General features: G+C 67.1%; 13 protein-coding genes. 8 read left to right on the forward strand and 5 right to left on the reverse strand.

Features of this window, described 5'->3' with window-relative positions:
* Window positions 1-1,269, reverse strand: coding sequence for an oligosaccharide MFS transporter (locus tag AC1DSO_RS05865; RefSeq protein WP_477067957.1), 1,269 nt, complete (start codon window positions 1,267-1,269; stop codon window positions 1-3).
* A gap of 327 nt (window positions 1,270-1,596) precedes the next feature.
* On the opposite strand from AC1DSO_RS05865, the gene AC1DSO_RS05870 reads away from it, so the two are divergent.
* Window positions 1,597-3,018, forward strand: a complete 1,422-nt coding sequence (locus AC1DSO_RS05870; RefSeq protein WP_477067958.1) for a glycosyl hydrolase family 28 protein — start codon at window positions 1,597-1,599, stop codon at window positions 3,016-3,018.
* 295 nt (window positions 3,019-3,313) lie between these two features.
* A complete protein-coding gene (locus tag AC1DSO_RS05875; protein ID WP_477067959.1) occupies window positions 3,314-6,214 on the forward strand; it encodes a TonB-dependent receptor in 2,901 nt (966 codons plus the stop codon).
* A gap of 57 nt (window positions 6,215-6,271) precedes the next feature.
* Here the strand turns inward: AC1DSO_RS05875 and AC1DSO_RS05880 are convergent, their stop codons facing one another.
* From AC1DSO_RS05880 to AC1DSO_RS05890, 3 genes are read right to left on the reverse strand one after another with little or no spacing between them, the layout of a single operon-like run.
* Complete coding sequence (locus AC1DSO_RS05880) at window positions 6,272-7,747, reverse strand: N-acyl-D-amino-acid deacylase family protein (RefSeq protein ID WP_477067960.1); 1,476 nt, start codon at window positions 7,745-7,747, stop codon at window positions 6,272-6,274.
* A gap of 8 nt (window positions 7,748-7,755) precedes the next feature.
* A complete protein-coding gene (locus AC1DSO_RS05885; RefSeq protein ID WP_477067961.1) occupies window positions 7,756-9,039 on the reverse strand; it encodes a type III PLP-dependent enzyme domain-containing protein in 1,284 nt (427 codons plus the stop codon).
* A 14-nt stretch (window positions 9,040-9,053) separates the two neighbouring features.
* Window positions 9,054-9,443, reverse strand: a complete 390-nt coding sequence (locus AC1DSO_RS05890) for a RidA family protein (RefSeq protein ID WP_477067962.1) — start codon at window positions 9,441-9,443, stop codon at window positions 9,054-9,056.
* A gap of 220 nt (window positions 9,444-9,663) precedes the next feature.
* On the opposite strand from AC1DSO_RS05890, the gene AC1DSO_RS05895 reads away from it, so the two are divergent.
* The gene (locus AC1DSO_RS05895; RefSeq protein ID WP_477067963.1) at window positions 9,664-10,602 is read left to right on the forward strand and encodes a MurR/RpiR family transcriptional regulator; all 939 of its coding nucleotides are present in this window, start codon (window positions 9,664-9,666) and stop codon (window positions 10,600-10,602) included.
* Between the two features lie 133 nt (window positions 10,603-10,735).
* On the opposite strand, the gene AC1DSO_RS05900 is transcribed toward AC1DSO_RS05895, so the two are convergent.
* A complete protein-coding gene (locus AC1DSO_RS05900; RefSeq protein ID WP_477067964.1) occupies window positions 10,736-13,039 on the reverse strand; it encodes a beta-N-acetylhexosaminidase in 2,304 nt (767 codons plus the stop codon).
* Window positions 13,040-13,588: 549 nt separating this feature from the next.
* Here AC1DSO_RS05900 and AC1DSO_RS05905 point away from each other — a divergent pair.
* The 5 genes from AC1DSO_RS05905 (at window position 13,589) to AC1DSO_RS05925 (ending at window position 26,015) form a co-directional block, all read left to right on the forward strand.
* Window positions 13,589-16,516 carry a TonB-dependent receptor domain-containing protein gene (locus AC1DSO_RS05905; RefSeq protein ID WP_477067965.1) on the forward strand — a complete coding sequence of 976 codons (2,928 nt, stop codon included), beginning with the start codon at window positions 13,589-13,591 and terminating at the stop codon, window positions 16,514-16,516.
* A 218-nt stretch (window positions 16,517-16,734) separates the two neighbouring features.
* The gene (locus tag AC1DSO_RS05910) at window positions 16,735-18,069 is read left to right on the forward strand and encodes a GntP family permease (protein ID WP_477067966.1); all 1,335 of its coding nucleotides are present in this window, start codon (window positions 16,735-16,737) and stop codon (window positions 18,067-18,069) included.
* 116 nt (window positions 18,070-18,185) lie between these two features.
* Entirely contained in the window at window positions 18,186-19,949 is a 1,764-nt protein-coding gene (locus AC1DSO_RS05915) for a response regulator (protein ID WP_477067967.1), read from the forward strand.
* Between the two features lie 81 nt (window positions 19,950-20,030).
* Complete coding sequence (gene galA, locus AC1DSO_RS05920) at window positions 20,031-22,511, forward strand: beta-galactosidase GalA (RefSeq protein ID WP_477067993.1); 2,481 nt, start codon at window positions 20,031-20,033, stop codon at window positions 22,509-22,511.
* Between the two features lie 339 nt (window positions 22,512-22,850).
* The gene (locus tag AC1DSO_RS05925) at window positions 22,851-26,015 is read left to right on the forward strand and encodes a TonB-dependent receptor (RefSeq protein ID WP_477067968.1); all 3,165 of its coding nucleotides are present in this window, start codon (window positions 22,851-22,853) and stop codon (window positions 26,013-26,015) included.
* Window positions 26,016-26,019 lie beyond the last annotated feature (4 nt).

Consider the following 26,019-nt stretch of genomic DNA (forward strand, 5'->3'; position numbering starts at 1 on the left):
TCAATTGACCTTGGCGACGTCCGGACCAAGGTCGGCCCGGGCCAGCGGCGGCAGCGGCTCGGCCTCGGCGACGGTCCGGGGCGTGGGGGACAGGCTGAACAGCGAGGCCAGCCAGAAGGCGGCCGCACCCAGGGCGATCAGCAGGTAGGTGTGGGGGAAGCCGATCAGGTCGTAGCTCTTGCCGACGATCGGCGACAGGATGGCCAGGCCCAGCGAGTGGCCGAAGCTGACGCCCACCAGATAGAGGGTCGAGGCCAGGCGAGTCTCGAAGTGAAAGGCGATGTAGCGGAAGATCGACACCGCCAGGATCGGCAGCTCGATCGCATGCAGCATCTTCATGGCCGAGATCGCCCACGGCCCGGCGACCAGACCCGATCCGGCGATACGGACGATCATGATCGACGCCGCCAGCAGCAGGCCCCGCTTGGCGCCGATGCGGTTGACGATGAACGGGGCCACGAACAGCATCCCGGCCTCGACGAAGATCTGCGCCGAGTTCAGGTAGCCGAACATCGCCGCGCCCTGCTTGGGATCCGCGAACTGCGAGGCGTAGTAGGCCGGGAACTGCTGGTCGTAGACCAGGTAGAGATTGGTCACGCCCAGGATCAGCACCATGAACCCCCAGAACTTGGGCAGCTTCAGGATGGCCAGGGCGTCCAGCGCCTTGAGGCTGTCCGAACTCTGGAGCTCGTCGTCGGTGACCTCGATCCTGGCGAAGGCCAGCAGCGGCAGCAGCAGCAGGCCGGCGACCGAGGCGAGGGCGAAGTTGATCATCGGATCGATGTTGAACAGCCGGCCCGAGAAGAACGCCGCGAAGGCGAAGCCCAGCGAGCCCCACAGGCGCGCGCGACTGTATTCGAAGCCGTACTTGCGGCCCACGCGGTCGACATAGGACTCGATCGCGTAGCTGCCGGCGATGAAGGTCACGCCTAGATAGGCCCCGCCGATCGCCGCGCCCAACAGCAGGTTGGTCTTCAGCAGCGGTCCGTAGACGAAGGCGAAGAAGGCGCCGGAGAGCAGGACGAGGATACCCACGGTCCAGAGGATCGTCTTGCGCAGTCCCACCTTGTCCGAGACGAAGCCGTAGATCGGCTGCGAGGCCATGGCGAAGACAAAGTTGGCGGCGAACACCACGCCGGTCTGGGCGCCGGTCAGGCCCAGGGTGCGCTTGAGCCACAGGGCCAGCAGCGAGATGCTCATGGCCTGGGCGAAGAAGTACAGGAACAGGAAGGCGCTGAGCAGCGCGTAGTTCTTCTTCTTCAAGTTCATGGCCCGACGCCTCCCTTGTCCGGAGAGGGCCCGCTGCTTCGGCGGGCTGACCGGACATTTCGGTCATAGAACATGCTGATAACGATACCAACAAAAATTCGTGGACGGCCATCGGTTTTCCGGATGGCTTGCGCAAAGTGAATGATATCGATATCAATCTACCGTCCTTCGGGACCTCCCCCTGCATGACGGCCTTCGGGCCGATGGGGCGTCGGCAGGTCCGACGCCCCGCCTTTTCGACCGCGGGCGCGGCGTGTCGGGGGGGGGCCGGCGGGGGCGAGGCGATACAAGAACAAGCTGGGCAGCGCCGTCCGAAGGGAGACCGTCATGATCCGATCCGCCGCCCTCATGGGCGCCGCCTTGGCGCTGCTGGCCCCTGCGTCCGAGGCCTGGTCGCAGGAGACCTCGGAGGCGGGGCTCTACACCTATGCCGCGCCGCCTCCGAAGCTGCTCTACGCCCTGCACAATGACGACTTCACGGTGCGTGTCCGCCGGCCCGGAGGGCCGTGGCGGGACCTCTACGAGTACACCGCCAAGGTCGACCAGGACGGCCCCAGCGACGTCTCGATGGTGCAGTTCGATTTCGCGGGCGGAACGGTCGAGATCGGGATCGAGAAGAACAACGGCGACTTCCGGCGCGTCGAGGTGCGGCCCGTCGCCAACGCCATCAAGCCCAGGATCGAGAACGGCCGCGTCGTCTTCACGATCGACAAGCCTCAGAACCTGTCCGTCGAGTTCGACGGCGACCGGCTGCACAACCTGCACATCTTCGCCGGCGCGCTGATCCCTCGGCCCGCGCCGGGGCCGGACGTCGTCGTCTTCGAGCCGGGCATCCACGCGCCGCCCGAGGGCGGAGCCTTCTTCCCGGTTAAATCGGGCCAGACGATCTATGTCGCCGGCGGCGCGCTGCTGCAGGGCACGTTCAAGCCGGAGAAGGTCGAGAACGTCCGCATCATCGGCCACGGCATCGTCGTCCGCCCGGCCGACCAGTTGACGGTCCAGGACTCGCGGAACGTGACGGTCGAGGGCCTGACCTTCCTGACGCCCGTGCACGGCACGATCGCCTGCTCGTCGTCGCGTCRGGTGGCGTTCAAGGACATCAAGACCCTCAGCAACGGCCAATGGTCCGACGGCATCAACGTGTTCGCCTGCCAGGACTTCGCGGTCGAGCGCGCCTTCGTGCGGACGTCGGACGACAGCATCGCGATCTACGCCACGCGCAAGGACGGGATCGGCGACACGCGCCACGTGCGTGTGAGCCATTCGGTGTTCTGGCCCGACGTCGCCCACGCGATCTTCATCGGCCTGCACGGCGACAGCAAGGCGCCGAACACGCTGGAGGACATCGCCTTCGACGACATCGACGTGCTGGGCCTGGACGAGGACGATCCCGAATACCAAGGCGTAATGGCGATCAGCGCGGGCGACACCAATACGGTGCGGAACGTCGCCTTCAACCGCGTGCGCGTCGAGCACATCCAGGAAGGCAAGCTGTTCAACCTGCGCACCGTCTACAACGGCAAGTACAACACCAGCCCCGGGCTTCTGGTCGAGGGGATCCACTTCCGCGACATCACCTATTCGGGCGCCGGCTGGGCCAGCCCGTCGACGATCGCGGGTCTCGCGCCCGACCGTCCGGTGCGCGATATCACGTTCGAGAATGTGGTGATCGCCGGCCGCAAGCTGACCGCCAAGGATCATGACGCGATAGAGATCGGCCTGAACGTGGAGGGTGTCCGGTTCAAGTAGCTCGACCTCGGGACGAGCCAGTTCTCACAAATGTGTGATATCGATATCATATGCGACCATTTGTCTGACTAATGGTCTTGCCAATGCTCTCTTGATAACGATATCAATAACCGCGGCCATAGAGCCGAAGACATCAGAACGGCCCCGGCGCACGACGCGTCCAAGGCCGCCAGGGAGTGAAACCGGGCGCGTCGCGCCCCATGAGTTCGGACAAACATCCGCCGACAGGCGAAAACGCATCGGGGAACTCGACGCCGGCCACAGAGTCCAGCGCGGGTCCTCGGGAGGGGACACCATGAAGACGCAACACCAACACCGCCGCCTCTTGCTGACGGCTTCGGCCGTGGCCCTGCTGGCTGCCGGCGCCGCTCAGGCCCAAACCGCGCCGGCCAGCGACACCGCCGTCCAGGAGGTGGTCGTCACCGGCATCCGCCAGAGCCTGCAATCGGCCGTGCAGATGAAGAAGAACACCATGGAGGTGGTCGACTCCATCCGCGCCGAGGACATCGGTAAGCTGCCCGATCCGAACGTCGCCGAGACGCTGACGCGGATCCCGGGCGTTCAGGGCTACCGCTACGGCGGTGAGGGCGCTTCGCCGGTCGGCGTCGGCTCGGGCCTCACCATTCGCGGCCTTTCGGGCCAGACCGCCTCGCAGGTCGATGGCCGTTCGTACTTCACCGCCGGCGGCAGCGAGTTCAACATCGAAGGCGCCATCCCGGGCATGGTCGCAGGCTTGGACGTCTACAAGAACCCCTCGGCCGAGCACATCGAGGGCGGCATCGGCGGCCTGATCGACATCCGCACCCGCAAGCCGCTGGACATGCCGGACTTCTCGGGCAGCGCCGCGATCTCGGGCCGCTACAACGACATGGTCAAGCAATGGCAGCCCGAATACTTCGCCCTGCTGTCGCACCGCTGGAGCGTCGGCGACGGCGAGATGGGCCTGCTGCTGGCCGCCAACTACCAGAAGAGCTGGAACCGCTCGGACAACGCCCCGGGCCCCGGCGGCGCCAATCTGCGCCGCGCGGTTCGCGCCGACAGCGCCGAGTTCATCGGCAACGCCGCCTACAACCAGGCCTATGCCGGCCGCGGCGATGTCGCCTTCCTGGCCGACGTGCCCGATCCTCTGGCCCTGACCGCCGCCCAGCGCTCGGGCCTGGTCAACATGGCCGGCGTGCAGATCAACGTGAACGAGGAAGACATCCAGCGCACCCGCAAGGGCGTGTCGGGCGCCTTCCAGTGGAAGCCGCGTCCCGGCCTCGAGTTCTATGTCGACGGCAACTACAACTCGTATCTCTATCACCAGGGCTATCGGTTCCTGAACGGCGCCGACAGCCGCTACGTCCAGGGCCTTCAGACCTCGGCCTTCAACACCACCGAGGGCCTGACTCAGCGCAATCGCAACGGCGGCGAGGACGTCTCCCTGGCCGGCCAGCGGTTCGCGAGCGGCACGTTCCTGGGATCCAGCTTCTCCTCGACCGGCGGCGACGAGCATCGCCTGTACGAGACCTACATCCTGGCCGGCGGGGCCAAGTGGTCGCCGACCGACGACCTGGATCTGCGGGCCGACCTCTCGTACGTGAAGGCCGACCAGGAGCAGGACAACCGCTCGGTCGCCATGCAGCCGCGCGCCGGGTTGACCTGGAACACCACCCGGACGGTCGGCTTGCCGCAGCAGGTGTCGATCAGCGGTCCGTCGCTGTCGAACCCGGCCAACTGGGTTCTCCAGAACTACGCCAACGGCACCGAGAACATCTATGACGACGTCGGCTACGCCGCCCAGTTCGACGGCAAGCTGCGGGTCCACGACAGCTTCATCGAGGCCGTGAAGTTCGGCGCTCGCTACTACCGGAAGAAGTCGCGCTTCTACAACTATTCCTATAGCGGCAAGAATCTGACGACGGACGGCCTGGCGCTGACCGCCAACCAGTCGAACGGCATCCTGGCCAGCAGCGTCCAGGACCTGGTCGCCGGCTCGCACACCAACTGGCTCGATGGCGAGGGCGGCTATTCCGGCGGCTACCTGACCTTCAACCCGGACTCGCTGCTGGGCGACAACGTCCGCAACCGCTTCCCGCTGGCCGGCATCCCGGCGGAGGACTCGATTCCTGAAGTGCTGCTGTCGCGCCGCAAGGCTGTCGAGCAGACCTACGCCGGCTATGGGGTTGTCGACTTCGCGTTCCTGAACGACCGCATCCGCGGCAACGCCGGCGTCCGCGTCGTGCGCACCGAGTTGAACGCCCAGGCGATGATCACCGACACCACCAGCGCCACGCCGGTGATCGTGCCCAACAGCAAGAGCAACAGCTACACCGACGTCCTGCCGACCCTGAACGTCACCGGCTATCTCCAGGACGACCTGCTGCTGCGCTTCGGCTTCGGCAAGGGCCTGACCCGTCCTAGCGTCGGCGACATCAACCCGACGGTCTCGGTCAACATCACCAACGGCACCGGCTCGCAGGGCAACCCCAACCTGGCCCCGCTGCGCGCCAAGAGCTACGACCTGTCGCTGGAAAAGTACTTCAGCAAGTCGGCCTATGCGTCGGTGGCCGCCTTCTACAAGGACATCAACGGCTTCGCCCTTGGCGTCGAGAGCTGTCAGACGGTGGCCACGGCGCCGGCCTATACCGGGGCGACGCCGAACAATTGCGCGACCGGCCAATACCGGATCACCCAGTCGGTCAACGCCGATCCTGGCTACGCCAAGGGTGTCGAAGTCGCGGGCCAGACCTTCTTCGACTACGACTTCGTGCCGGGCTTCCTGCACAATTTCGGCGTCCAGGGGTCGTACACCTGGGTGAAGACCGAGCTGCCGCTGTTGCTGGCGGGCGCGAAGGTCAAGGTGCGCCAGCCGTTCCAGTCGGACAAGAACTGGAGCCTGGCCGGCCTCTACGAGAACAAGCTGATCTCGGCCCGCGTGGTCTACACCTACCGCTCCGACTACGTGCTGTTCGGGGTCTCGGCCAATCCGATCGATGGCCGCTATCTGAAGGGCTACGGCCTGCTGGACGCCTCGGTGAACGTCAATCTGCGCAAGGACCTGTCGCTATCGATCACAGCGTCGAACCTGACCAACAAGGCCCCGACCCGCTACGTCGGCGAGCCGGGCGCCGGCTACGACACCGACATCCTGCGCCAGTCCTTCATGAACGGCCGGATCTACGGCCTGAGCCTTCGGTACAAGTTCGGCGGCTGATCAATCCTCGCGATCCCCCGCTCCCCCTGGGCGCTGTCTTCGGACAGCGCCCATTTTTTATGTGGCGCGACGCAGGAAGCGGCCGGACCGCTCGGCCGTCGGACCGCCCTCGGTCCAGGCCAGGACGCCGTTGACGAACACATGCGCGATCCCCGCCGCCGTTTGGGTCGGAGCCTCGTAAGTGGCGCGGTCCAGGATGGTCTCGGCGTCGAAGACGGTGATGTCGGCCTTCATGCCCACAGCGATCCGGCCCCGGTCCTTCAGGCCGAAGGTCTCGGCGGCCAGGCCGGTCATCTTGCGCACGGCGGCCTCTAGGCTCAGCAGTCCCAGATCGCGGGCATAGTGGCCCAGCACGCGAGGGAAGGCCCCCCACAAGCGCGGGTGGGGCAGGGTGTCGTGCGGCAGGCCGTCGGACCCGACCATGCAGCAGGCGTGGCTGAGAATGGCCTGCATGTCGCTCTCGGCCATCTGGAAATAGCTGGCCCCGCCCGGCTGCAGGCGCTCGGCCGCCTCGGCCTGGGTGAGGCCCCAATCCTCGGCGATCGACTTCAGAGTCTGACCGCCCAGCTCGGGATGCGGTTCGGACCAGTTGATCAGGATCTCGACCTCGCCGTCGGCCAGGTCGGGGCGGATGATCGTCGAGCCGGCCGTGTAGGGATAGCAGTCCAGATGGACCGGCTGGCGCTGGCGGGCTTGGTCGATCAGGCCCAGGGTCTCGGCCGCGCGGCCCCAGTTGCGAAGGCCCGCGCACTTGTGGTGCGACAGGATCAGCGACGCCGGACCGGTGTCGGCGCTGGCCTCCATTCGCCCTTGGGCCACCGCGAAGGCCTCATGCAGCGCTTCGATGATGCCTTCGCGTTCATCGCGGATGTGGGCGGTGTAGACGCCGCCGGCCGCCGCCACCGTCGCAGCCAGGCCTTGCAGCTCCGCGACGTCGGCGGCCCAGGCCGGGGCGTAGAACACGCCCGAGCTGAGGCCCAGGGCGCCTTCGTCCAAAGCATCCTGGAGCAGGGCGTCCATGCGCGCGCGCTCGGCGGCGGTGGCCGGGCGGTCCAGGTCCTCCAGACAGAGCACGCGCAGGGCCGAGTGGCCGACCAGGGCCGCGACATTGACCCGGGGCGCGGCCGCCTCGACCGCCCGGCGGTAGTCGGCGAAGGTGTCGTAGGCGAAGTCCTCGCGCGCCCCCAGCAGGTTGAACGGCTCGGCGACGGCGTCGTCGAAGCGCAGCAGCGGCGCGGAGATCCCGCAATTGCCGGCCACCACCGTGGTCACGCCCTGGCTGATCTTCGGGACCATGTCGGGCTGGGTGATGCAGATCAGATCATCGTGGGTGTGCACGTCGATGAAGCCGGGGGCCACGATTAGGCCAGTGACGTCGACGACGCGGGCGCTCGGGACGTCCAGCGCCTGGCCGACGGCGACGATGGTGTCGCCGGCGATCGCCACGTCGGCCGCGAAGGCTGGGCCGTCGCCGCCGTCGATGATGCGGCCGCCCTTCAGGACGAGGTCGGCGGAGAGGATGTCTTTGGCCATGATGCGCGTCAGAAGAACGTCTTGAGGCCGCCCAGAACGGCGTAGTTGTCGTCGACCTCAAGCAGCAGCGACCACTTGTCGAAGGTCGTGCAGGGATGGGAGATCTCGAAGCCCAGCAGGTCGCCGACCGCCAGGTCTGCCTCCGGCGGAACGGACAGGAAGCCGTGCTGATCGGCCAGCTTCTCGACCGTGACGTCGGGCGCCGCCTGGGGCGCTGTGTGCAAGCCCTCGCGGAACCAGCGGCGGGCCATGGGCAGGTGGATGTCGAACGACACGTCGCGCTTGCCCATCATCACGATGGCCAGGTCTGGCTGCGGGCGCGAGATCACCCGCGTCCAGACCTCGAGCGCCGGCTTCAGGCGGGGTGGCTCGCCGACGACGCTGCGGTCGTCCATGCGGGCCAGCAGCTCGCGATAGAAGCCGCTGTCATGGGTGACGTAGCAGCCGCTGCGCAGCACCGGGACCACACCGGGTGCGCGGCCCGCCAGGGCGTGGGCGACGAGGTCGTAATAGGCCGAGCCGCCGGCGGTCAGGATCACCTGGTCCGGATCGGCGAACAGGCCCTCGGCGCGCAGCGCTTCGTGGAAGCCGAGCACGCCGCCGAGATAGGCGTCGACCTCGGTGGCGTCGCGAACGGCGCGGTCGCTGAAGATCAGGCCCTCATAGCCCTCGACGCCGTAAAGGTCGACGCGCGGCAGGTCGCGGACCCGGCGGGCCAGGGTCAGGCCTTCGTCGATCGAGCGCACGCCACAGCGGCCGTTCGCCATGCCCAGCTCGATCAGCAGACGGGCGGGCGGCGCGGCGGGGAAGCGGGCAAAGATGTCCGAGATCGCCATGGCGCCGGCGGCGCTGTCGATCAGGACGTAGCAAGGGCGGTCGGGCGCGGCGGCGGTCAGGCGCGCCAGGGCCTCGATCTCGGCCCGGCCGACCAGCTGATTGGCCAGAATCAGGCGTGGCGCGCTCAGGTCGTGGCACAGCTTCAGCTGGGTCATGGTCGCGACCGTCAGGCCCCAGGCGCCGGCGTCCAGCTGACGGACCAGCAGCTGCGGGCACATCGTGGTCTTGGCGTGCGGGGCCAGCTTGGCGCCGGCCCGGTCGACATAGGCCTGCATGACCGCCAGGTTGTTCGCCAGCGCCGAGCGCTTGAGCACCGCTGCGGGCATCGGCAGGTCGCCGGCCAGCAGGTTCAGGCCGGCGGTGGCCAGGTCGCCCACCGTCCGGACCGAGCCGTCCAGCGGGATCGCCTTGGTCCCTGGCGCCAGTTCCAGATCGTCGATGTCGCCGAGGCGCACGCGCGGTCTCCGGTCTAGGCTTGCGGCTTCAGGGCGATGACCTCGATCTCGACCTTGGCGTCGATCATCAGAGGCGACTGCACGCAGGCGCGAGCCGGCATGGCGTCGCCGAAATAGCTGGCGTAGACGCGGTTGAAAGCGTGGAAGTCGCGGGCGTCATCCAGCCAGACATTCGCCTTCACGACGTCCTTCAGGGTGCAGCCGGCCTTTTCCAGGATGGCGATCAGGTTCTGGATGGTCTTGTGGGTCTGCGGAACGACGCCGCCCTCGACCACGAAACCGTTCTCGTCCATCGCCACCTGGCCTGACACGAACACGAAGCCGTTGGCGATCGTGGCCTGGCAAAAGGGCAGGGCCTGGCCGCCCATTCCGGTGGCCGCGGCCCCGATGCGTTCAATCGACAAGATGACCTCCTACAGCGCTATTGAGGCCGAAAAGGCCACCGGTGATGTAGTGGTGTCAACGAAAATGTAGTGAAACTTTCATTTCGGCTATCATTCGAGTCGTCAAACGCGATTGCGAGGCGACATCGTTGTCACTATCTGTTGCGGCGCGACGGGAAACCGGCCGAAGATAAGCCTTGCCGCGTCGGGGATCAGGGCGCTTGCGAGAGGGAACTACGGGATGAGCCAGCCTGGCGCGCAGATCGACGGCGGCGACATCCTTCCGCGCCTGAAGGGCATGATGGAGTCGATGACTCGATCGGACTTGAAGATCGCCAAGCTGATCCTGAAATCGCCCAACGAATTCGTCCGCTCCAGTGTCCGCTCGGTAGCCGCCGACCTTGGCCTCAGCGAGCCGACCGTGCTGCGCTTTTGCCGGACCGTCGGGTGCGAAGGCTTCAAAGACCTGAAGTTCCGGCTGATCCAGGAACTGGCCCTGGCCCAGGCGATGACCGACCAGCGCGAGCGTGCCGCGCGGCCCGTCCGCGAAGTCCAGGCGGTCCGCGATCCGGCGACCGGCGACGGCGAGGTCGGCGACCGGGTCTTCGACACCATCATCGAGGCCCTGAACCGCACCCGCGACACCCTGGTCGAGGACGACCTGCTGGCCGCCGCCGCCGCCATCGCCCGGGCCGGACGGGTGGTGATCTACGGCATTGGCGGCAGTTCGGCGGCCCTGGCCACCGAGATCCACAACCGCCTGTTCCGCCTGGACGTGCCGGCCATGGTGTTCACCGACGGCTACGCCCAGCGCATGTCGGCGGCGATCCTGTCCGAGGGCGACGTGGCGATCTTCCTGTCCTCGACGGGGCGGCCGCGCGAACTGCAGGAGAGCATGGAGCTGGCCAAGTACTACAAGGCCTCGTGCATCGCGATCACCGACGCCGAGTCGCCGCTGGGCCGCGACGCTGACATCTGCCTGCATGTGGGCCTGGCGGCCTCGGGGATCGAGGAGTTTCAGCCCAATCCGATGCGCTTCGCCCAGCTGTTCGTCATCGACCGCCTGGCCTATGCCGTGGCCGTGACGATGGGCGAGCGGGCTCATTTGATGCTGCGCCGGGCGCGCGGCAGCGTGGCGTGGCTGCACGGCATCGCGCCGCGGCAGCCGATCGGGGATTAGGCCGCAAAAGCTGTCATCCCGGACAAGCGCGCAGCGCGCCGATCCGGGACCGCCGGAAACGCGGCGCTTGTGGCGGTCCCGGCTCTACGCTGCGCTTCGCCCGGGATGACACGAGAAGGGGGCTTGGACCGTTTTAGCGGTCGGCCTCCAGCGTCACCGAATCCAGCGCCCACAACATCTCCTGCTTCGGCCGATTGAACGTCAGGCACACGTCCTTCACGCCCTCGGTCGGCGGGATCCGCGCCGTCACTTCCGACAGCCCGGCCTTCGCCGCCGCCGTCGCGTCGATCGGGATCACCGCCAGGGTCTGGCCCTCGCACAGCGCGCCATCCGTCTCGCGCTTGCGTACGACGAGCTCGCCATAGGGGCTGGTCTTCGGCGTGTCGAACTTGACGATCCGTCGCCCACCGGCCAGCTGGAAGTTGAACGGGGCCTGGCCGATCCGCGCGGTCAGGGTCGCGCCCTTAGCCAGGTCCGCGCCTTCCCAGACCCAGCAGGGCCGGTAGATGCCGATCATGAACACCGGCCGCTGTCCCTCGCGCGGGAAGTCCGCCTCGAGCCGCAGCGGCACGGTCTCGCCGCAGAATTTCAGCTGGCTGCTGACCCGGGTGTTCAGGGCTCGCGTCGAGACGTCGATATCGCGCACGGCGCCCAGCGGCTGGCCGTTCAGGTAGGTTCGAGCCTTCAGTCTCGTCCCGTCCGTCAGGGTCGGCGGCGCGGCGTACAGGGGCGAGGCGGTGGTCGGGATCTTGCCGCCGGTGGCGTAGCGGATCTCGCCCAAGCCCAGCGGGGAGGCGAGGGCGACGTCGATTTTGCCGTCCTGCTTGGACAGCGTCGCCTCGGGCTCGAACGGCACATCGTCATGAACCACGTCCAGCGCCTTCAGCTGGCCAAGGATCACCGGCAATCCGTTGCTGAAACGGGTCCAGTCGCGGCGCTCCGGCGCCGTCCAGCCCAGCTCGGCCACGGCCGTCAGGCGCGGGAAGGCCATGGCCTCAACGCGTCTGGCGGTGCGCTGGTGCTCGGTGAAGCTGTTGGCCTGCACGCCGATCACGTGACGGGCTTGCTCCTCGGAAAGGCCTTCGGTGCGGGCATCGAACGTGTAGAGGCTCTTCAGCGTCGAGATCTCGCTGCGGCCTGGCGGCTCATTCGCTGACAGGCTCTGGCGGCTATCCATGTAGAACTGAGGATGCGCGGTCAGGATGGTGTCGTGACCCAGGCGGGCGGCCTCGGCGGCGCGGTCGACGCCGCGCCAGGCCATGACGATCGAGCTCTGATCGGCGCCGCCCTCGAGGATCTCGTCCCAGCCGATGATGCGCCGGCCCTTCTTGGCCAGGTGAGCGGCGATGCGGTTGATGAACCAACTCTGGAGCTTGTCCTCGTTCTCGATCCCCAGCGCCTTCATCTGGGCCTGGATTTTGGGGCTGGCCTGCCACTGGTTCTTGATCGCCTCGTCGCCGCCGATGTGCAGGTAGGGGCCGGGGAACAGGGCGACGACCTCGTCCAGCACGGTCTCCAGGAAGGCGAAGGTCGTGTCGTCGATGTTGTAGAGGTTGGCGAACACCCCCCAGTCCGACATGCCGGATGTCGGGACCTCGCCGGTGACGCCCAGTTCCGGATAGGCGGTGATCGCCGCCGTGGCGTGGCCGGGCAGTTCGATCTCCGGCACGACCATGATGTTGCGGGCGGCGGCATAGGCGACGATCTCGCGGGCCTGCGCCTGGGTGTAGAAGCCGCCGTAGGGTTCGTACTTGGCGGGCGCGGGGCGATAGGCGTCGGCCCCCTTGGGCGCGCGCCAGGCCCCAACCTTGGTCAGCTTCGGATAGGCCTTGATCTCCAGCCGCCAGCCCTGGTCGTCGTTCAGGTGCCAGTGCAGGACGTTCAGCTTGTAGGCGGCCATGGCGTCGATCAGGCGCTTGACCTCGTCGACGCTCTGGAAGTGGCGGGCGCTGTCCAGCATGAAGCCGCGCCAGGCGTAGCGTGGCGCGTCCTTGATGGTCATGGCGGGCAGGGCGGGGCCGTTAGTCGCCAGCTGCCAGACGGTGACCGCGCCATAGAACAGGCCCCTGCGGTCGCCGGCGGCGATCTCGACGCCAGACGGCGTGACCTTCAGGGCATAGGCCTCGCCCGTGCTGGCCGAACGCTTCAGCACGATCGCGCCGGCCGAGATCGGGCCGCCTTGGACGACCGCCAGCCGGGGTTTTCCCGCGCGGACCAGCATGTCGCGCAGCTGCAGCGCCACCGCCTTGGCTTCGGCGTCACCGGCCGGGACGTGGATGCGGGTCTTGGCGGTCAGTTGGAAGTCGCCGGCCTGGGGCGCGATCTCCGCCGGCCAGGGCGCGAGCGCCGGCGCCGTGGCCGCGAGGGCCGGTGAGGCGAGGCACGTGGCGGCCGCCAGGGCCAGAAACACGGCGCGTGAGGGGCTTGAAGCCATCATGTCGGAGGTCCTCCCGGCGGTTTCGCGATCATGTTTGATAGGGTGACTACATCGGGCCCTTCGTCAGGTCGAGAGGGTGTCGGACATTTGCGGTTGCCCTCAAGGAAACTGCTACCTGGGGGAAATTGCTGAGAAACATTGGGAGTTGATAGCTCAATCCGTTGGAACCGATAACCTGTGGATGAGGGGTAAAGCCCATCATGCGTACCGGCGCCGTATTTCCGGGCGCCGTGCTGTCACATTGAAAAATATGGAAAATTTTATCGATCGTGACGTTTAACCAAGCGATGTCTTTAGGAACGCTACATAAATGAATGTTTTATGATTGACGTTCTCCGAACGCCGTGCCTATCCTCGTTGTGTTCCGAATAGGGCGTCAGAAGCAGATCAGTGAGGCGTAGTTACAGTACGCACCGATGCTGCGTCCATACATGTAAGTGAACTTAAGAACAGTGCGCCAGCGCTGAAATAAAAAAGAAACTAATGCATGCGGTCGGTGCTCCCAGCCGGGGGCCAGGGGATAGTCTTCTCAGCACGGGGGCAGGAATTTTGTTCAAGATAAATCGCCGTATCTATGCCGGTTCGGCCTCGGCTCTGGCGCTGTTGTCCTGGGGGGCGATGGCCAACGCACAGCAGGCCGCCGCGCCGGCGGCCGACGAGGGGACGACCATCACCGAAGTGGTCGTCACCGGTTCGCGCATCAACTCGCGCGGCTTTACCCAGCCGACGCCGACCACGACGGTCACGGCCGAGGACCTGGAGAAGGCCTCGCAGCCCAACATCTTCCAGGCCATCACCCAGATGCCGGCCCTGCAAGGCAGTACGGGCAAGACGGTGGCGGCCAACGGCACCAGCTCGGGCGCCCAGGGCCTGAGCGCGTTCAGTCTGCGGGGCCTCGGCGCCATCCGCACCCTGACCCTGCTGGACGGCCAGCGCGTCACCCCGGCCAACATCACCGGCGTCACCGACGTCAGCCAGTTCCCGCAACTGCTGATCAAGCGCGTCGACGTGGTGACCGGCGGGGCCTCGGCCTCGTACGGTTCGGACGCGGTCGGCGGCGTGATCAACTTCGTGACCGACAAGACCTTCGAAGGCTTCAAGGCCCGGCTCGAAGGCGGCGAGAGCAAGTACCACGACAACGACACGGTCGTGGCCCAGTTCGCCGGCGGCAAGTCGTTCTTCGACGGCCGCCTGCGCGTGATCGGCAGCGTCGAGTACAACCGCGAGGCGGGCGTCCTGGCCGGCGACTTCGGCCTGAACCAGGCCGGCGGCCGCGACTGGTTCAACTCGCCCGCCATCCAGGTGCGCCCGCTCGGCGCGACCACCGACGGCCTGCCGCAGTACCGCGTCATCCAGGGCGCCCAGCAGATCCAGTACGCCAAGTACGGCCTGATCACGAACGGCCCGCTGCAAGGCGTCGCCTTCGGGGCCAACGGCGCGCCGCGTCAGTTCCAATACGGCTCGAACGGCGTCGCCACGGGCGCGGGCGCGGTGACCAACTGCTTCAGCCCGTTCTGCGTGGGCGGCGACCTGTCGGGCATCATCGGCGCCTCGCCGACCCTGGCCGCGCGCCTGAAGCGCAAGGTCGCCTACGGCCGCGTCAGCCTCAAGGCCACCGAGAACGACGAGGTCTATTTCACGGCCAACCTGGCCGACGCCTATTCGCTGAACCAGCCCAACACGGGGGAGGAGAAGACGGGCCTGACCATCCAGTGCGAGAACCCGTTCGTTCCCGCCGCGATCAAGGCCTCGTGCGCCACCGCCGGCATCACCAGCTTCGCCTTCGGCACCAGCAACGGCGGCTTCGGCCCGATCGCCGTCAACATCAAGCGCGAACAGGCCCGCTTCGTTCTGGGCGCGAGCGGTAGCCACAACCTGTTTGGCACGGACTGGAAGTACGACGCCTACTACGCGTTCGGCACGAACCGCATCAAGCTGGACGTCGACAACATTTCGGTCACCTCGCGCTACAACGCTGCGATCGACGCCATCGCCGGCCCGAACGGCATCGCGATCTGCCGCGACCCGGTCGCCCGCGCCAACGGCTGCGTGCCGCTGAACGTCATCGGCCAAGTCACCCTGGACCCGGCCGCCCTGGCCTATGTCCTGCCGGCCAATGGTCCGTTCCAACGCTCCAAGCAGATCGAGTCCGTCGCCAGCTTCAACGTCACCGGCGAGCCCTTCTCGACCTGGGCCGGCCCGGTGGCCATCGCCACCGGCGTCGAGTGGCGTGAAGAGGACTACCGCACGATCACCGACCCGTACGGCGACGGCCTGACGGCCACCGCCCAGTACAACGCCGAGTATCCGGCCGACCCGCTGGTCCGCACGACCGGCAACAACTGGTACGCCGGCAACTACCACAGCGGCCACGGCTACTATCACGTGGTCGAAGGCTATCTCGAAGCCAACGTGCCGATCCTGAAGTCGGACGCTTTGGGCGAGGCCAATATCAACGGCGCGGTCCGCCAGACCAAGTACAGCACCTCGGGCAACGTCACCGCCTGGAAGCTGGGCGGCGCCTGGAAGACCCCGATCGAGGGCCTGCGCTTCCGCGCCGTGACCTCGCGCGACATCCGCGCTCCGAACCTTTCGGAGCTGTTCGCGCCGCCGGTCGTGACCAACGCCACCGTCCTCTATCGGGGCGCGGCGACGAACGTCCTGCTGCAGACGATCGGCAACGCCAACCTGCGTCCGGAAACGGCGCGCAACACCGAGGTCGGCGTCGTGCTGGCCGAGCCGAAGTTCCTGCCGGGCTTCAGCCTGTCGGTCGACTATTTCGACATCAAGGTGAAGGGCGCCATCAGCACCCTGGCCGCCCAGGACCTGGTCGACCTCTGCGTCGCGGGCAACCAGGAGATCTGCTCGGCCATGCTGCTGACCAGCACCACGCCGAACACCAACTTCGTCCGCGTCCAGGCCTTCAACGTCGCCTCGCTGCGCAACAAGGGCTTCGACGTCGAGGCGGTCTATCGCAAGAACCTCGAGGACTGGGGCCTGCCAGGCCAGGTGCAGCTGCGGGCCCTGGCCACGCACACCATCAGCTTCCTGACCAAGTCGGGCGTTCTGGGCACCATCCCGGTGCAGAGCGCGGGCGTCAACGTCGGCAACACGCCCGACTGGAAGGCCACGTTCAGCCAGACCTGGACCAAGGACAAGCTCAGCCTATCGGTCTACGAGCGCTGGATCAGCGACGGCGTCTACAGCAACGAGTTCATCGAGTGCCGGACCGGCTGCCCGGTCTCGACGGTGGCTCACCACACCATCGACAACAACCAGATGAAGGGCGCGACCTATGTCGACGTCGGCGGCTCGTACGAGGTCACCGCCAACACGACCGCCTACTTCAAGATCGACAACCTGTTCGACAAGGATCCGGTCGCCTCGCCGACGACCAATGTCAGCCCTGGCGTGAACCCGTTCCTCTATGACGTCATCGGCCGGATGTACCGCGCCGGCGTGCGCCTGAGGTTCTAGGGTCCAACCTCTCGGGCGCGTCCTTCCCCCGGCGCGCCCCGATCAGGCCGCGACATCACCTCCCCGGTGAAGCGGCCGATCCGAGCCCCTCCGACGGCCTCCCCGCCGCGAGGGGTTTGATTCCCCGGCGTCGTGGCCGAACACCACGACGCCGGGGAATCGCTCTTTAACTCCTCCGGTCGCGGAGCTTCCCGCGCGTTCAAGGGTGGCCTTCCCCGATGGTGTTCACGGCCTTCGCGCTGATCGCCCTGCTGGTCGTGCTGATCGGCTGGGGCAAGGTCCCGCCCTTCGTCGCCTTCCTGCTGACGGCCCTGGCCGCCGCCTTCTGCTTCGGCATGCCGCTGGACCACGTGGCCAAGTCGATGGAGAAGGGCGTCGGCGACATGCTGGGCGGCCTGACCGCCATCATCTGCCTGGGCGCGATGTTCGGTCGGGCGATCGCCGACAGCGGCGCGGCCCAGAGCATCGCCCGGACCTTGATCGGCGCGGTCGGCCTGCGCTTCATCCTGCTGGCCATGGCCCTGACCGGCCTGATCGTCGGCATCCCGCTGTTCTACAGCGTCGGCTTCGTGGTCATGGTCCCGCTGATCCTGACCATCGCCAAGCGCGCCGACCTGTCGCCGGTCTATGTCGGCCTGCCGTTGCTGTGCGGCCTGTCGGTGGCCCACGGCTTCCTGCCGCCGCATCCGTCGCCCGTGGCGCTGATCACCCTGTTCGGGGCCGACACCGGCCTGACCCTGGGCTACGGCCTGGTCGTCAGCGTCGTGGCGCTGATGATCGGCGGGCCGCTGCTGATCCTGGTCCTCAACCGCCTGAACGCCGTGCCCCAGGCCGAACCGGGCGCGGAAGCCACATTCGTCGTCGTCGAGACCGCCGAGGCGGCGACGCCCGGCGCGCTGAACAGCTTCACCACCGCTCTGCTGCCGGTGGTGATGATCGCCGCGACCACCGCCCTGGTCTTCGCGATGAAGGCGCCGTCCGAGACCAAGACCATCGTCACCTTCGTCGGCCAGCCGGTCGTGGTGCTGACCCTGTCGCTGGTCTACGCCACCTTCAGCCTGGGCGTGCTGCGCGGCCTGCCGTTCACCGGCCAGATGGGCCGCTATGGCGACGCGTTGAAGGACGTGGCCGGCATCCTGCTGATCCTGGCCGGGGCCGGAGCGCTGAAGCAGGTGTTCGTCGACAGCGGGATCAGTAACGAGCTGGGCGGCTGGCTGCGCTCCGTGCCGCTGCATCCGCTGGTGCTGGGCTGGCTGATCGCCATGGTCATCCGCGTGGCCTTGGGGTCGGCCACGATCGCCGGCCTGACGGCGGCCGGCCTGCTGCAGCCGGTGGTGGCCGCCTCGCACGTCGACCCGAACCTGATGGTGCTGGCCGTTGGGGCGGGCAGCCTGATGTTCTCCCACGTCAACGACCCCGGCTTCTGGATGTTCAAGGAGTATTTCGGCCTCAGCCTGAAGGGCACCTTCCTGTCATGGACGGTGATGGAGAGTCTGGTCGGCGTGGTGGGATTGTTGGGCGTGCTGGCGCTGAGCGTAGTCCTGCCCGGCTGAGCCTTCCGTCGACAATCCGACCGAATACTCGCGTTTAAGGCGATCGTTGCGGCGCGAATCGCAGCCCTATGGGACGGCAGGCTTCCCTTACGAAACTAGGGCTCGGCGGGACCCGAATGTTGAAGAGGCCGACGGACGTCACCCAGCTCGACGGGCTGGTGCGCTATTCGCGTGGCGTGGCCTTGTCGCGCCTGGGACTCGTCGCCTGCTTCGTTCTGTTGCTGCTGAAGTTCACACCCTGGCGGATCGCCGCGCTGGGCGTTTTGGAACTCGGACTCTACTTCGCCCTGTTCCTCGCCACCGAGCTGGCGTTGCGCGACCCGGATCCCGTCAAGGCGCACCGGCGGCTCGCTCTGCAGTCCGACGTTCTGATGTTCCTGCTGGTGTCGAACGCCTGCTGGATGGCGGTGCAGATCCGGCTCTACGACCATCCGCAGATGCAGGTCGAGGCGGCGCTGCTGGCGATCTGCGTCCTGCTGTTCGTGGCGCTGCGGGCGCATCTGACCCGGGTAAGCTACGTGGTCGGGGTGGTCCCACCGGCCCTGACCCTGATCTGGATCGCGATCGACTGGAGCGATCCGCTCAAGGCTCATCACTACACCCTGGCCATGGCGCTGTTCGTGGCGGCGGTGCTGGTGGTCACCGGGCGCCAGCAGGTGACGGACCGGGCCTTGGCCGCCGCCATGCGCGACCTGACCCGCAACAATGTCGCTCTGACCCAGGCTGTGCACGAGACCCGCACGGCCAACCGCGTGAAGAGCGATCTGCTGGCCGTGGCCAGTCACGAGATCCGCACGCCGTTGAACGCCGTCCTGGGCTTCGCCCGGGCCCTGAAGGGCGAGCCGTTGTCACCGCGCCAGGCCGAGCTGGCGGACGGCGTGGTCGAGGGCGGCGAGCAGCTGGCGCGCCTGCTGGGCGGGATCCTGGACCTGGCCCAGGCCGATACGCGGGATGCGCGCCTGGAGCTGTCGCCGGTCGACCTGCGGGCCCTGGCGCGCTCGGTGATCCGGGTCTGGAGCGGCCACGCCCGCGCGATCGGCGTCGACTTGACCCTGGAAGAGGCCGATCCGACCGTGTCGTTCCTGGTGAGGACCGACCTGGTCAGGGTCGAGCAGACCCTGGTCAACCTGGTCTCCAGCGCCCTGGGCGCCGTCTCCGAAGGCGGCAAGGTCAAGCTGCGGCTGGCCGGGGTCGTCGAGGACGAGGTGCTGCGGATCCTGATCGAGGTGGCCGACACGGGCCCTCCGATCCCGCCCGACGAGCGGTACAAGGTGTTCGAGGCCTGGGACCAGACCGAACGCGGTCGGATCCAGGGCGGCACCGGCCTGGCCTTGAGGATCTGCGCCCAGAACCTGGCCCTGATGGGCGGCGAGATCGGCGTCGACTCGGCGACCGCGCCGGCGGGGCGGAGCGGAGCGGTGTTCTGGTTCGCCTTCGCGGCGCGGATCCATCGCCCGCTCCCGCCGCCGGCCCAGCGCGAAGAGGCGGCGCGCGACCAGATCCGCGTGCTGGCGGCGGAGGACAACGCCGCCAACCGCCGGGTCCTGGCCCTGGCGCTGGAAAGCGTCCCGGTGTCGCTGACCTTCGCCGAGGACGGGGCGCGGGCGCTGGACCTCTGGCGCGCGACCGCCTTCGACCTGATCCTGATGGATGTGAACATGCCGGTGCTGGGCGGGCGCGAGGCGGTGCGGGCGATCCGCGCGGCCGAGCCGGCCGGCGCGCGAATCCCGATCTGGATGCTGACCGCCAATGTCTCCCCGGACGACGTCGCTCGCTACCATGAGGACGGGGCCGACGGCGTTCTGCGCAAGCCTCTGGACGTGGCTGCCCTGTACGCTGTGTTGGCCGACGTGGCCCAGGCGCGGCAGGCCGAGACCTGACCGCGACTTGCAATAATTGTACGACAAATGATAGTCGCGGAAGGCGACGCGCGCTTGTTCCTATCCCGAGGCCCCTTCCCGATGGTCGAGATCAACCGGCGCCAGGCCCTGGCCGCCACCGCGGGCGCGGCGCTGCTGACGCGGGCTTCGGGCGCGAGCGCCCAAGCCGCCCAGGCTGACCTCGCGCCGCGCGAGCGGACCTCGTTGGACTTCGACTGGCGCTTCGCCCTGGGCCACGCATCCGATCCGGTCAAGGATTTCGGCTTCGGCGCCAACCAGCGCACCTACGCCAAGGCCGGCGCCAGCAGCCCGTCGTGGCAGGTCGCCGCCGCCGCGCAGAAGGACTTCGACGATAGCGCCTGGAAGCTGGTGACCCTGCCGCACGACTGGGCCGTCGAACTGCCGTTCGTCCCCAATCCCGACTACAAACCCTCGGGCAAGCCCGACGACGAGGATTTGCGCGCCGCTCACGGCTACAAGCCCCTGGGCCGCGAGTTCCCGGAGACCAGCGTCGGCTGGTACCGCAGGACCTTCGCCCTGCCGGCCGCCGACGCGGGCAAGCGGCTGTCGATCGAGTTCGACGGCGCGTTCCGCGACGCCCTGGTGATGGTCAACGGTTACATCCTCGAGCGCGAGGACAGCGGCTACAGCCCGTTCCGCGTCGATATCACCGACATCGCCAAGCTGGGCGGCGACAACTTTCTGACCGTGCGCGTCGACGCCAGCCTGGGCGAGGGCTGGTTCTACGAAGGGGCAGGGCTTTATCGCCACGTCTGGCTGGTCAAGACCGCGCCGGTCCACGTGCCACGATGGGGCGTCTTCGTGCGCGCCAAGCTCGACGGGACGCTGCGGATCGACACCGACCTGGTCAACGAATCCGACGCGGCGCAGACCTTCGAGGTCTCGCACGTGGTGCTGGACGCCGCCGGCAAGCCGGCCTTGGCCGTCGCGCCCGCCGCCGGCAAGATCCCGGCCTGGGAGCGCCAGAGCCTGTCGCAGACAGTGACTCTGGCCAATCCCATTCCGTGGTCGCTGGAGAACCCGCACCTCTACGCGCTGGTTACCGAGACCAAGGTCGGCGTGGCGGTGGTCGACCGGTTCGTCACCCGTTTCGGCGTGCGGTCGATCCGCTTCGATCCGGCCAACGGCTTCTTCCTCAACGACAGGCCCGTCAAGCTGAAGGGGACCTGCAACCACCAGGACCACGCCGGCGTCGGCGCGGCGATCCCGGACGCCTTGCAGGTCTGGCGGCTGGAGCAGCTGAAGTCGATGGGCTGCAACGCCTATCGCGCCTCGCACAATCCGCCGACCCCGGAGCTGCTCGACGCCTGCGACCGCCTAGGGATGCTGGTCATCGACGAGACCCGCCGGATGTCCAGCGACCCGACGTCGATGGACGAGCTGGAGCGCCTGGTCCGCCGCGACCGCAATCACCCGTCGGTGATCCTGTGGTCGATCGGCAACGAGGAGCCGCAGCAGGGCACGGCCCGCGGCGCCCAGGTGGCGCGCGCGATGAAGCGGCTGGTCAATCGGCTGGACGACACCCGCCTGGTCACCGCCGCCATGGACAACGGCTTCGGCGAGGGGATCAGCCCGGTCATCGACGTCCAGGGCTTCAACTACCGTCACGAGAAGATGGACGAATTCCACGCCCGCTTCCCGAACGTGCCGATCATCGGCACCGAGAGCGCCAGCACCGTGGCCACGCGGGGCGAGTACGCCCGCGACGACGCCAAGTCGTACGTGCCCGCCTACGACACCGAGCATCCCTGGTGGGCGACGACGGCCGAGAAGTGGTGGAGCCACGCGGCCGAGAGGCCGTGGCTGGCGGGCGGCTTCATCTGGACCGGCTTCGACTATCGCGGCGAGCCGACGCCCTTCAACCGCTGGCCCAGCATCAGTTCGCACTTCGGGGCGCTGGATACCTGCGGCTTCCCGAAGGACAACTACTTCTACTACCGCGCCTGGTGGCGGGCCGAGCCGCTGCTGCACCTGCTGCCGCATTGGAATTGGGAAGGCCGCGAGGGCCAGCCGATCGCGGTCTGGGCGCATGGCAACTGCGACAAGGTCGAGCTCTTCCTGAACGGCAAGAGCCAGGGCGTTCGCGACGTGAAGCCGAACCATCACGTCGAATGGTCCGTGCCCTATGCGCCGGGTGTGCTCGAGGCGCATGGCTACAAGGGCGGCAAGGTCGTGCTGCGCGTGCGTCGCGAGACCGCCGGCCCGGCCGCCGCCCTGCGCCTCACCGCCGACCGCGCGCGGCTGGACGCCGATGGCCAGGACGTGGCGATCCTCAAGGTCGAGGTGCTGGACGCCAAGGGTCGTCCGGTTCCGCGCGCCGACCATCTGGTGCGCTTCGAGCTCTCAGGCGACGTCGAGGTGATCGGCGTCGGCAATGGCGACCCGACCAGCCACGAGCCGGACGTCGCCCGCCAGCGGAAAGTGTTCAATGGCCTAGCCCAGGCGATCGTCCGCACGCGACGCGGTGAGTCGGGGCGGGCGAGGGTGACGGCGACCGCCGAAGGGCTGAAGAGCGCCGGCGTCGAACTTATTCTCGGCTGACGCGCCGCACTCTTCGGCGAATTTCCATGCACGCATGAGAGGCGGCATTCGGCGATAAGCCGGCCGCACGCGCACGCTGCGACGTGTGGACACCGGTTTCCTTCGCGAAATATAACGCAACCTCGGCGCGATCGAGGGAATGCGGCGCCTTTGCGGCAGTGCGGTACGCGGCAAAATCAGCGCCCATTTATCATAAAAATAGGCCAAAAAAGGCCTTGAAAAAAGATTGCTAGCGCTGTCAATTTGTCATTGCGGCGGTCAGTGACCGATGTTACCGCTAACTCATCTCTCGTGCATTGGTTGTTCGCCAGGTGCGGGAGCGGGAAGAGCGGTCGGGAAATGCTTCCGGCTCGTAACAAAAACAGCGCCCCACAGGGGGCTAAATTAGGGGGAACGGCTATGAAGCGACTTCGTCGTTTGCACGCGTCTGCCTCTTGCGTCGCCATCACGGCGGCCATGTTCGCCAGCCCAGTGCTGGCCCAGCAGACTCAAGATAACGCCGTCGACGAGATCGTCGTCACCGGCATCCGCGCTTCGCTCGAGCGATCGATCGCGATCAAGCGCAACAACAGCGGCGTCGTCGACGCCATCTCCGCCGAAGACATCGGCAAGTTCCCGGACACCAACCTCGCCGAATCCCTGCAGCGGATCACCGGCGTGTCGATCGACCGGACCAACGGCGAAGGCTCGCAGGTCACGGTCCGCGGCTTCGGCGGCGGCTTCAACCTGGTGACCCTGAACGGCCGCACCATGCCGACCGCCAATGTCGCCACGGTCGGTGGCGACCAGGCGGTCGATTTCGCGGCGGGCACCAGCCGCTCGTTCGACTTCTCCAACCTCGCCTCGGAAGGCGTGACCACGCTGGAGGTCTACAAGACCGGCCGCGCGGGCATTCCGTCGGGCGGCATCGGCGCGACGATCAACGTCAAGACCCGCCATCCGCTGGACGCTCGTGAGAGCGGCCTCAGCGGCAGCATCGGCGTCAAGGGCGTCTACGACACCAGCATGGACAAGAAGGTCGACGACTTCGGCCACAAGATCACGCCGGAAGTCTCGGGCCTGCTGAACTGGCTGGACGACAGCGAAAAGTTCGGCGTCACCCTGTTCGGCAGCTATCAGAAGCGCGACTTCACCAGCCGCAGCGTCACGTCGAACGACTGGAACATCCGCACCTACGCCGACTTCATCAATCCGGCCAACGGCTTCGTCCGCAACGGCGGCGCGACCCAGATCACCAACGCGCCGTCCAGCGGCTCGACCCTGGTCGCGATCCCCAACGACAGCCGCTATCACTTCTCGCAAGGCGAGCGTGAGCGGATCAACGGCCAGCTGACCGCGCAATTCCGCCCGGTCGAAAACCTGACGATCACGGCTGACGCCCTCTATGCGCAGAACAAGTCGTTCGAACGCCGCAACGACAGCACCAACTGGTTCAACCGTCCGTTCGACAAGGTCACGTTCGACAACAACCCCGTCGTGGCCACCGCCGTCCTGCTGTCGGAAACGCTCAGCGGCACCAAGGACATGGGCTTCGAGCAGCAGTACCGCAGCAACGAAGACACGCTGAAGTCCTTTGGCTTGAACGCGGCTTGGGACCTGTCGGAACGTTTCCACGTCAATGTGGACGGCCATATCTCCAAGGCCGACTCCAAGCCGAACTCGCCGAACGGCACGACCTCGACCTCGGTGTCGATCGGCGCGCCGATCGTGTCGTCCCACTCGGTCGACTACAGCGGCAAGGTTCCGGTTCAGACGATCACGATCAACGACGCCGCCCCGCGCGGCAACGGCAACGGCGTGCTGGATGTCGGCGACCTGGGCAGCCAGGTGGCCCGCACCTCGGCCCAGCGCCAACAGCACGAGATCAAGGAATTCCGGGCCGACGCGACCTGGGACCTGGACGACAACGGCAGTCGCTTCGACTTCGGTGTCGATTACCGCACCTCGAAAATGGTCCAGTCCACCCTGAACACGCAGCAGGACCTGGGCAGCTGGGGTATCTCCAGCCCGCGTGACGTGCAGCAGTACGCTGGCAGCCTGGTGAAAGCCTTCTGCCTGGCTTGCCAGTTCGACGAGCTTGAGCTCAAGCAGAGCGGGGCCGGCCTGGTGTCGTTCCGCGCCAACGCGATCGATCTCTTCAACGCCATGTCGGCGCCTTACGTCGCCAAGGGCAACCCCGTCGGGGTCACGGGCCAAGCCAACAACCGCGTCGACGAAGACATCCTGGCCGGCTACGCCCAGGTGACGTGGAAGTCCCAACTGGCTGGCCATGAGGCGACCCTGGTCACCGGCGTCCGCTATGAAGAGACCAAAGTGACGTCGACGTCGCTGGTGCGCACGCCCAGCGGCATCGTCTGGACCGCCGACAACGACTTCCGTCTCGACACGGCCAGCACCTACTCGCCGATCTCGGGCAAGGGCAAATACAGCAGCCTGCTGCCGGCCTTGGACTTCCAGGTCGAGATCCGTGACGACCTGGTCGGCCGCTTCTCGTTCAGCCGGACGATCGCCCGTCCGGACTACGGCAACCTGTTCGCCGCCCAAACGGCCGGCGCGCCGAACCGTCCGATCGCCAACGGGGCCATCCCGCTCGGCACCAGCGGCAACCCCGACCTGGAACCGCTGATCTCGGACAACTTCGACGTCTCGCTCGAGTGGTACTACAAGCCCAGCAGCTTCATCACGGCCGGCTTCTTCGAGAAGCGCGTGAACAACTTCGTGGGCACCGGCACGGTGATGCAGAACCTGTTCGGTCTGCGTGACCCCAGCTCCGGCGCGGCGGGCACCCGTTCGGGTACGGCCAAGTCGATCCTGACGGCGATCGGCGCCGATCAGACCGACGTGAACCTGTTCACGATGACGGCGCTGCTGCAGACCACGGGTTCGTCGGCGGCGGCTCAGGCTCAATTCCAGGCCAATCGCGGCGCTGGCGGCGACCTGAACCAAGCGTTCGTGGACTCCATCCTGGCGGCCGTCGACATCTCGGCCAACAGCACCGACCCGCTGTTCAACTTCCAGGTGGCCCAGCCGATCAACAACAAGACCGGCAAGATCCACGGCTTCGAAATCGCGGCCCAGCACTTCTTCGGCGACACCGGCTTCGGTGTCGCGGGGGCCTATACGATGGTGCGCGGCGACGTCGGGTTCAACAACGGCTCCAACCCGGCGGAGGACCAGTTCGCTCTGCTGGGCCTGTCGGACACGGCCAACGCCACCCTGATCTACGACAAGAACGGGATCTCGGCGCGGGTCGCGTACAACTGGCGCGACAAGTTCCTGCAAGCCACCAACCGCGGCGGCTCGCGTAACCCGGTCTACGTCGCCCCGTTCGGCCAGCTGGACTTCAACATCAGCTACGACGTCACCCCCAAGCTGGCGGTCTCCCTGGAAGGTCTCAACCTCACCAAGGAAAGCCTGCGGACCTACGGGCGTGATCCGAACCAGCTGTGGTTCGCCCAAGAACTGGATCGGCGCTTCCTCCTCGGCGCCCGCTACCGCTTCTAGGATC

The organism is Caulobacter sp. P4_E5 (genome assembly GCF_056401555.1).